This is a genomic window from Candidatus Stygibacter australis (genome assembly GCA_030765845.1).
Taxonomy (GTDB): domain Bacteria; phylum Cloacimonadota; class Cloacimonadia; order Cloacimonadales; family TCS61; genus Stygibacter; species Stygibacter australis.
In genome coordinates, this window is sequence record JAVCDJ010000024.1 from 1 (window position 1) to 8,666 (window position 8,666).

General features: G+C 37.8%; 14 protein-coding genes. All 14 read left to right on the forward strand.

Annotated elements, in window-relative coordinates; all coding sequences use genetic code 11:
* Positions 1–518: thiol peroxidase (gene tpx / locus RAO94_01140; GenBank protein ID MDP8320933.1), on the forward strand; the 518-nt coding region annotated here is incomplete at its 5' end.
* Positions 519–536: 18 nt separating this feature from the next.
* Complete coding sequence (locus tag RAO94_01145; protein MDP8320934.1) at positions 537–1,058, forward strand: ferritin; 522 nt, start codon at positions 537–539, stop codon at positions 1,056–1,058.
* A 13-nt stretch (positions 1,059–1,071) separates the two neighbouring features.
* A complete protein-coding gene (locus tag RAO94_01150) occupies positions 1,072–1,458 on the forward strand; it encodes a desulfoferrodoxin (GenBank protein ID MDP8320935.1) in 387 nt (128 codons plus the stop codon).
* A 2-nt stretch (positions 1,459–1,460) separates the two neighbouring features.
* On the forward strand, positions 1,461–1,637 hold the full coding sequence (locus RAO94_01155; protein ID MDP8320936.1) for a hypothetical protein: 177 nt from the start codon (positions 1,461–1,463) through the stop codon (positions 1,635–1,637).
* A gap of 18 nt (positions 1,638–1,655) precedes the next feature.
* Complete coding sequence (locus RAO94_01160) at positions 1,656–2,243, forward strand: rubrerythrin family protein (GenBank protein MDP8320937.1); 588 nt, start codon at positions 1,656–1,658, stop codon at positions 2,241–2,243.
* A 13-nt stretch (positions 2,244–2,256) separates the two neighbouring features.
* Positions 2,257–2,397 carry a rubredoxin gene (locus tag RAO94_01165; GenBank protein MDP8320938.1) on the forward strand — a complete coding sequence of 47 codons (141 nt, stop codon included), beginning with the start codon at positions 2,257–2,259 and terminating at the stop codon, positions 2,395–2,397.
* Between the two features lie 129 nt (positions 2,398–2,526).
* Complete coding sequence (locus RAO94_01170; GenBank protein ID MDP8320939.1) at positions 2,527–2,979, forward strand: ferritin family protein; 453 nt, start codon at positions 2,527–2,529, stop codon at positions 2,977–2,979.
* 14 nt (positions 2,980–2,993) lie between these two features.
* Positions 2,994–3,983 carry a dihydroorotate dehydrogenase-like protein gene (locus RAO94_01175; GenBank protein ID MDP8320940.1) on the forward strand — a complete coding sequence of 330 codons (990 nt, stop codon included), beginning with the start codon at positions 2,994–2,996 and terminating at the stop codon, positions 3,981–3,983.
* Between the two features lie 33 nt (positions 3,984–4,016).
* On the forward strand, positions 4,017–4,931 hold the full coding sequence (locus tag RAO94_01180; protein MDP8320941.1) for an RnfABCDGE type electron transport complex subunit D: 915 nt from the start codon (positions 4,017–4,019) through the stop codon (positions 4,929–4,931).
* Positions 4,928–5,605, forward strand: a complete 678-nt coding sequence (locus tag RAO94_01185; GenBank protein MDP8320942.1) for an FMN-binding protein — start codon at positions 4,928–4,930, stop codon at positions 5,603–5,605. Before RAO94_01180 ends, RAO94_01185 begins: the two co-directional genes overlap by 4 nt.
* Positions 5,606–6,199 (forward strand): NADH:ubiquinone reductase (Na(+)-transporting) subunit D, encoded by a 594-nt coding sequence (locus RAO94_01190; GenBank protein MDP8320943.1) that lies wholly within the window; start codon positions 5,606–5,608, stop codon positions 6,197–6,199.
* A gap of 6 nt (positions 6,200–6,205) precedes the next feature.
* A complete protein-coding gene (locus RAO94_01195) occupies positions 6,206–6,793 on the forward strand; it encodes an Rnf-Nqr domain containing protein (GenBank protein ID MDP8320944.1) in 588 nt (195 codons plus the stop codon).
* 9 nt (positions 6,794–6,802) lie between these two features.
* Complete coding sequence (locus RAO94_01200; protein MDP8320945.1) at positions 6,803–7,900, forward strand: FAD-binding oxidoreductase; 1,098 nt, start codon at positions 6,803–6,805, stop codon at positions 7,898–7,900.
* A gap of 28 nt (positions 7,901–7,928) precedes the next feature.
* Positions 7,929–8,666, forward strand: a 738-nt coding sequence (locus RAO94_01205; GenBank protein ID MDP8320946.1) for a tetratricopeptide repeat protein, incomplete at its 3' end; no start/stop codon positions are given.

Consider the following 8,666-nt stretch of genomic DNA (forward strand, 5'->3'; position numbering starts at 1 on the left):
AACAGGAGAAAGTAATGAGTGAAATTAAGTTAAAAGGAAATATAATCCATACAAGTGGAGATATGATACCAATCGGTTTAGCAGCTCCCGAATTCAAGCTAACCAGAAATGATCTGAGCGATGTAGTACTTGCAGAATTCAAGAGCAGTCGAGTGATATTGAATATATTTCCGAGTCTGGATACATCCGTGTGTGCAGCATCAGTGAGAAGATTTAATGCTATGGCTGAAAAGCTGCCAGGCACTTATGTGCTATGTATCTCAGCAGACCTGCCCTTTGCCCAGGCAAGATTTTGCGGAGCAGAAGGTTTAAATAATGTGGAGACATTGAGTATATTCCGGTCTCTGGAATTTGGTGAAAAATATGGAGTGAAGATCATTGATGGTCCAATGCGAGGTTTACTTGCAAGAGCAGTGATCGTAATTGAATCAGATGGCACTATTGGTTATTCTCAATTAGTGCCGGAGATAGTGGAAGAGCCCGATTATGAAGCGGTTCTTGAATATCTTCAAAGTTAAATAACAAGGAGAGAAACAATGAGAATGAAAATATCAAAAAAACTGGCACAAGAAATAAATGACCAGATAAATAAGGAGTTCTTTTCAGAATATTATTATCTATCAATGGCAGCATATCTGGAAAGTGAAAATCTTCCGGGATTTGCGAATTTCTTTGTAGTTCAGGCACAGGAAGAGCATTTTCATGCGATGAAGCTTTATCAGTATGTGAATGAGCGTGGAGCAAGGGTGGAATTGGATACGATTGAAAAGCCGAAAGGGGATTTTATATCAATTCAGGAAGTATTTGAACTTGCCTATGAGCATGAGATTTATGTTTCGGGCAGGATCAATAACCTGATGGATATAGCAATAGCAGATAATGATCATGCTTCGAGAGGTTTTTTGCAATGGTTTGTGGATGAACAGGTAGAAGAAGAAGCAAGTATGGAAGACTATGTGAACCGGTTAACAAGGATGGGAGATCATAGTTACGGAATTTTAATGTTAGACAAAGAACTGGCAGGAAGAGTATTTACACCGCCGGTAACAACAAAATAGTAAGGAGAAAATAATGGAGAAGACAGCATTACGTGAGATTTATTTTTGTGAGAGATGTGGCAATGTAGTGGAAGTATTGAATGAAGGTGCACAGGATTTGACCTGCTGTGGCGTAAAAATGATAAAACTTGAAGCTAAGAAAGAGGATGCAACTACTGAAAAGCATGTACCATATATAGAAGAGACAGCTAAGGGAGTATTGGTGAAAGTAGGTCAAAATGCTGCCCATCCAATGCTTGAAAATCACTATATCAAATTCATAGAAGTTCATACAGCTAAGGGGATTTACCGTCATGAACTGAAACCGGGTGATGCTCCTGAAGCAGAATTTCCCGTAAAGAAATCAGAAATACTGTATGCTTTGGAATGGTGTAATCTTCATGGATTGTGGAAAGGTTGATCATGGAAAGTAAGGAAAAAGTTCTGAAGGTACTGCATGAAGCAGGAAAAGCGCTGAAAGCAGGAGAAATTGCAGAATTGAGCGGATTGGAAAAAACAGTAGTTGACAAAGTGATGAAAGAACTTAAGAAAGACGAAGAAATAATCTCTCCCAAACGGTGTTATTGGGAACCAAAATAGAATAGTATAGGAGTAATAATGGAATTCAAAGATTCTCAAACAGCAGGAAATTTAATGAAAGCTTTTGCCGGTGAATCACAAGCCAGGAATCGTTATACTTATTACAGTAAGATAGCGATGAAAGAAGGTTATCAGCAGATAGGCGGCTTTTTTCTGGAAACAGCAGAAAATGAACAAGAGCATGCTAAACTTTTCTTTAAAGCATTACTAAAACACGGCATGAACGAACAGGTAGTAGAGATCAATGGTGCGGGATATCCCGTGGCAATGGATAGTACTATGAAAAATCTGGAATATTCAGCAAATGGAGAAAAGGAAGAATGGTCAGAACTATACCCTCATTTTGCAGAAGTTGCATTGGCAGAAGGCTATCCAGATGTTGCAACGCTATTTAAATTAATAGCATTAATCGAGAAACATCATGAGGAAAGATATCGTAAGCTCTGGAATAATGTAAAGGATCTTGCCGTTTTTAAGAAAGGTGGTAAAGTATTCTGGAAATGTCGTAAATGCGGTCATGTAGTATCGTCTATAGTAGCGCCGGAAGAGTGTCCAGTATGTGCACATCCGCAGGCGTATTTTGAAATTTTAACTGAAAATTATTAGTGTAGGAGGAAAAATGCAGAAATTTATCTGTGATGCTTGCGGTTATATCTATGATCCGGCTGAAAATAACAATGTATCCTTTGAGGATTTGCCGGAAGATTGGACATGTCCTGAATGTGGTGTTGGCAAAGACCTTTTTAGTCCTATGGACTAATCATTCTTACAGTGACACCAGACAAAATTAATATGGAAAATGCTGCTTAGGCAGCATTTTCTTATATTGACAATAATAATTGAAAAATAATTTTTAGAGATAAAAAAAATAGAAGAAGGAGAAATAAAAATGAAACGAGAAGATTTTAAAGCCGTAATCGGATTTGCTATCGAGCGTGAAAGAGAAGCAGTGCAATTTTATCAGGATTTGCAGGGAAAAACCAAGTTTGCCAGTCAGAAAGAAATGCTGAAGGAACTTGAAATGATGGAACGCGGTCATATCACGGTGCTTTCCAATATTCTGGACAAGGGAGCAGAAAAAATAGAGCATAAAAATGTTGAAGATCTGCAGATAAGTGAATATCTGGTAGCCGAGGAACCACACGGAAACTTGAGTTATCAGGATATATTGATCGTGGCTATGAAGCGTGAAGAAGCGGCTAAAAAACTTTATACTGAATTGGCTGAAAGATTTAAAGGCACTGAAACTGGGGGAGTATTTATGCGGTTGACAGAAGAAGAGACCGGGCATAAATTGAGATTTGAAAAACTTTATGATGAAGATATTCTAAGAAATAATTAGGGAGGAATAATAAGATGGCAGATACCCAGATAAATTATATGGGTTTAACATTAAAAAGTCCCATCATAGCAGGTTCCTGTGGCTTGAACCGAGATCTGGAGACAGTTCAGAAGCTGGAAGAAGCTGGAGCGGGAGCAATAGTTCTGCCTTCTTTATTTGAGGAGCAGATTGAGAAAGAAATCAGGGAATTTGATGAGGAGACAGCACTAAGTTCTTATCCTGAAGCTAATGAGATGTTATCATTTTTTCAGAAAAGGCACGCTCTAGATGATTATTTGAAGCTTATCAAAAAGTTAAAAGCTGCAGTATCAATACCTGTGATAGCCAGTATAAACTGTTATCGCTCAGGTACCTGGACAGATTATGCCAGAGAAATATCTGAAGCAGGAGCAGATGCTCTGGAAATAAATATTTTCTATTTACCTTCAGATCCACTTGTTTTGGATGAGACTATTCGTAAGGAATACTTAATGATAGCTCGAGAGATAGCAAAAATGGCTACTATTCCAGTAAGTGTGAAAGTCAGCTATTATTTTGAGAATGTTGCAAAGTCATTGCGTGATCTTTCTTATACGGGGATAAGGGGACTGGTACTCTTTAACCGGTTTTATAGTCCAGATATTGATATTGAGAAAATGGAAATGGTTTCTGGAGATATTTTTTCCAGCAGGTCAGATCTTCATATGTCACTGCGCTGGATAGGAATAATGTATGATAAAACGGACTGTGATCTATGTTCATCAACGGGAGTTCATGATGGTATTGGTGTGGTGAAGATGCTTCTTGCTGGAGCTAATGCAGTGCAGATAGTAAGTAGTTTATACACTGAAGGTGTGGGAGCAATGAAATCAAGCAATGCTTTCCTGAAGCAGTGGATGGATAATCACAATTATAAGAATATCGATGAATTTAGAGGTAAATTGAGCCAGAAAAAGATCAAAGATCCTGCTTTTTATGAAAGAGCACAATTCTTGAAATATTTTTCCGGACATAAGCATGTGTAATATTATCACATAACTACCAACCAGGAAGGAAAAATGCTGAAAGACATATTCATGAAGCAGAAAGTGATGAACCGGGTATTATATGCTTTGATCCCTATTATCATATATGCTGTATTCCGGTTTGGCTGGAGAGTGATAGCTGTGATAGCTGTAACGAATATCTTTTCTGTTATCATGGAATATCTTTTTGTACGAGGTCAAAAGCCTGGAAAGATCAGTGGCGCTGTGTGGGTTACAGGCACTTTACTGGCGTTGATATTGCCTTCGACGATTCCTTTATGGATGGCAGCAGTGGGTGCTGTGGTCGCAATTTCTTTAGGTAAAATGGTATTTGGTGGATTTGGAATGAATCCTTTTAATCCTGCTCTTGTTGGCAGGATTTTTTTATTTATCTCTTTTCCCAGACACATGGGAACTCAATGGAGTCAGCCATTTGTAAGGTTACCGGGAGGTTTCGGCAGCTGGACAAATCCAGAAGCACTTACTGCAGCAACTCGAATTACTGAAATGAGTGATAAAGGTGTGAGTGGATTAGGAGATCTTTTTCTGGGAAATATCCCGGGATGTATAGGTGAGATATCAAGCTTATTGATAATTATAAGTGCATTGTATCTGGTTTTCACAAAAACAGCCAAGTGGCAGCCAATGATTGGTGGGATAGCATCATTTATTCTATTCAGCTTTATTTTCTATGGCACAAATCCCCTATATTTTTTATTTGCTGGTGGTGTGATGTTTGGAATGGTATTTATGATCACAGATCCGGTATCAATGCCCAAACATAAGACAGTCATCTGGATAAATTCAATTCTGGTGGGTTTACTTACAGTGATCATCCGCAAATTCAGCAGTTTTCCTGAAGGTTTCATGTTTGCTCTGTTATTGGGTAACACTTTTTCACCGATCATTGAATATGCTTTTAACCGCAGATCAGGAAGAAACAAGTGAAAGAGAAAATCAGTTTTCGGGATAGCAGATTATATCCGGTATTTTTCATGATCATCCTTTCTGCTATTCTCACATTTATACTTGCTTTTTCTTATCAATTATCAAAAGGTAGAGTGCAAATGTATCAGGAGCTAACTCTGCAAACTAATCTGCTGGATTTATACAAAGGTGAAATTGCTGAACTGAATAATAAACTTATCAAAGATTATACTCCTGAGGAAATTAATAAGATATATAATAAATATATAACTAAGAGAACATTGCAAAACCCAGTAGATCATCAATATTATGAATTTAGTCAAAATGGAATTAGATCAGGATACGTATTTCCCGTTTCAGCAAAAGGTTTATGGAGTACAATAAAGCTGCTGGTGGCAATAGATCCTGATTTCAGTAATTATCTGGGGATCAAGATCATCAGCCAGGGAGAAACACCGGGTTTGGGAGCAAGGATAACTGAGGACTGGTTTCAAGAGCAATTTACTGGCAAAAGGTTTTATCTGGATAATAAATTTATTAAGTTACAGATGATAGAAGAAAGCGAGGATCCAGAGACCGATCAAGTATCTCAGATAACGGGTGCTACTGTGAGTAGTAAAGCAGTAATAACTGCGATTCAGGATGAACTTGAAACTTTGTATAAGCAGAATTTCAGTAGCGGAAAGGTAAATTAAATGAGTAGAAAAGAGATATTTATAAAAAGTGCATTTACCGAAAACGCTATCTGGGTGCAAATATTAGGAATCTGTTCTGCTCTGGCAGTAACAAATCAAATGAAAAACAGCCTGGTAATGGGACTGGGCGTGATCTTTACTCTGGCACTATCCATGTTCACAATTTCTATGATACGAAGCCTGATACCTTCAAGAGTAAGGATGATGGCCCAAACCTTTATCATTGCTTTTTATGTAATACTTGTGGATTTATTTCTGAAAGCAGTTTTACCAGATGTCAGCCAGGAACTTGGGCCTTATGTGGGGCTTATTATCACTAATTGCATAATTATGGGCAGGGCAGAAGCATTTGCAATTAAAAATAGTCCCCTGGATAGTATGATTGACGGCATTGGTGCTGGAGTTGGTTATACTCTGGTATTATTGATCATATCATTTATAAGGGAATTATTTGGTTTCGGAGCAATTTTTGGCTATCAAGTTCTGGGAAGCTGGTGGACACGCTGGTCGATCATGGTGATGGCACCCAGTGCATTTTTCCTGCTGGCTATGCTGATCTGGATTGTGGAAATCAGGAAGAGAAAGAAGGCATAGGTCAATATGGAAATTAATGCTATCGTAATCTTTTTTGCTGCAATATTTACCAGTAATATCCTCCTGACAAATTTTCTGGGAATGTGCTCATTTCTTTCAGTATCGAAGGAAGTGGAATCCTCTTTCGGATTAGGCGTAGCAGTCTTTTTTGTGATGGTGTGCACTACTGCAATTAATTATGCTGTCTATCATTTGATAATGGTACCTCTGGATATAGTTTATCTGCAATACATAATCTTTATAATTGTGATCGCAGCATTTGTGCAATTAACAGAATTATTCGTGGAAAGGTTTTCACCTGTACTATATTACACTTTAGGAATTTTCCTTCCTTTGATCACAGTTAATTGTGCAATTCTGGGAGTGTCATTATTTATGATAATTCGTAACTACAGCTTTCTTCAATCTATTGCTTATGGTGGTGGAGCTGGATTGGGCTGGCTGCTGGCGATATTAAGCCTGGCTGGAATCAGGCAAAAACTTAAGTTGAACCGGGTGCCAGCAGGATTACGTGGAGCAGGGATTACTTTGATAATTACTGGAATCATGGCACTTGCCTTTATCGGTTTCTCCGGTATTGCAGCAATTCAATAAGGTGACATCATGATATATCAGGTATTGCAGACCACAATAATAATGATGATCACTGGTGGAGTGCTGGCACTGCTACTTGTGATCGCTGAAAAGTATCTGGCAGATTATGGTGAATGTAATATTGATATTAATGGAAAACGTCAGGAGAAGGTAAAGGGTGGATCTTCACTGCTGAGCAGCTTAAATAGTAAGAATATCTTTCTGGCTTCTGCCTGTGGCGGCAGGGGTAGTTGTGGATTTTGTAAATGCAAGGTTATTGATGGTGGAGGGCCATTATTACCAACCGAGAAGCCATTTCTTAGTCCCGAAGAAATTTCAGACAATATCAGATTATCATGTCAGGTTAAAATTAAAAAAGATATAAAAATTGAGCTTCCTGAAGCGATTTTCAATATTAGAAAATTCAAGGCCAAAGTTACCAGTATTAAGGATTATACTTATGATATTAAGGAATTAACTCTGGATTTGATAGATTTAGCAATAGATTTCAAAGCGGGACAATATATACAACTCCATTCAGCCAAATATGGCAAAGTGAAACAATCTGTTTCACGTGCTTATTCAATCTCATCAAATCAGTCTTCCAAAAATATGGTTCAGGTAATTATTAGACAAGTTCCCAAGGGGATTTGCACAACCTGGGTACACGAATATCTTAAAGAAGGTGATATAGTAGAATTCACTGGACCTTATGGTGATTTCTATATAAGAGATACGTCGAAAGATATTCTTTTTATTGCTGGTGGCTCAGGAATGGCTCCCATAAAATCCATGCTGGAATTACTGCATGAAACCGGTTCCCAGCGCAGGGTCCTTTATTTTTTTGGAGCTCGTTGCAAAGATGATCTATATTTAACTGATTATCTTAATGATTTTGAAAGCAAACTGACAGATTATCAGTATCATCCTGTATTATCCCAACCTTGCGAAGAAGATCAGTGGCAGGGGAAGACAGGATACATAACTCCATATTTAAAAGATGCGATAAAAGACAACAAAAATACTGAAGCCTATCTATGCGGAAGTCCTGGCATGATCAATACGATCACAAAAGGATTAAAAGATTATGGAATATCTGAATCAGATATATTCTATGATAGTTTTTAATTGATCTTAAATAAAAACTGGTGGCGAGATGGAAAGAAAGAAATTTACTGATAAGATTGAGAGTTCTACAGGCAGAGACAAAGTTATTGCAATTTTAGACTACTCCAGGTATTTATGCAAATCGGACCCTCGTGAGAGTGTTATACAAGCAAGAAAGGGATATGCTATTGCAAAAGAGATGCAAGATGAACGGGCAATTCTTAGCGCTTATGTCCATTTAGCCTACGCCAATTTCTATGGTGGAAATTATCTGAAAGCTGAGCTATGGGCAAATCATCTTCTGGACAGCAGCAGGCAACTTGAGATAAAACCTGCTATGGGAACAGCGTATAACCTGAAAGGCAGCATTGCTCATAAGCAGAATAGCTATTCCAAAGCAATAAAAGTCTTCCTGAAAGCAATTGATATTTATCTTGAAATAAATAATAAAGCAGAACTGATGAGTTGTTATAACAACCTGGGATCAGTGCATCTTCAAATGAGAGAAGTGAAAGAAGCTGAAATTTATTTTAAATTGGCTTTGCAAAATGCTCTGGAAGTTAACAGCTTAAGCCAGAATTCAATTCGGATGAATCTTGCCAATGTAGTATATGACCAGAAAAAGTATCAAGAAGCCCTGAAAATCTATCAGAAATCAGCTGAATATTTCAAAGAAAGAGATATGACTGTTGATGAGGCGTCTGCAATTTATAATGTTGCTGCAGCATATGCTGCTTTAGGTGAAGGGGAAAAATCTCTGGATAAATATAAGCAGGCATATAAAATG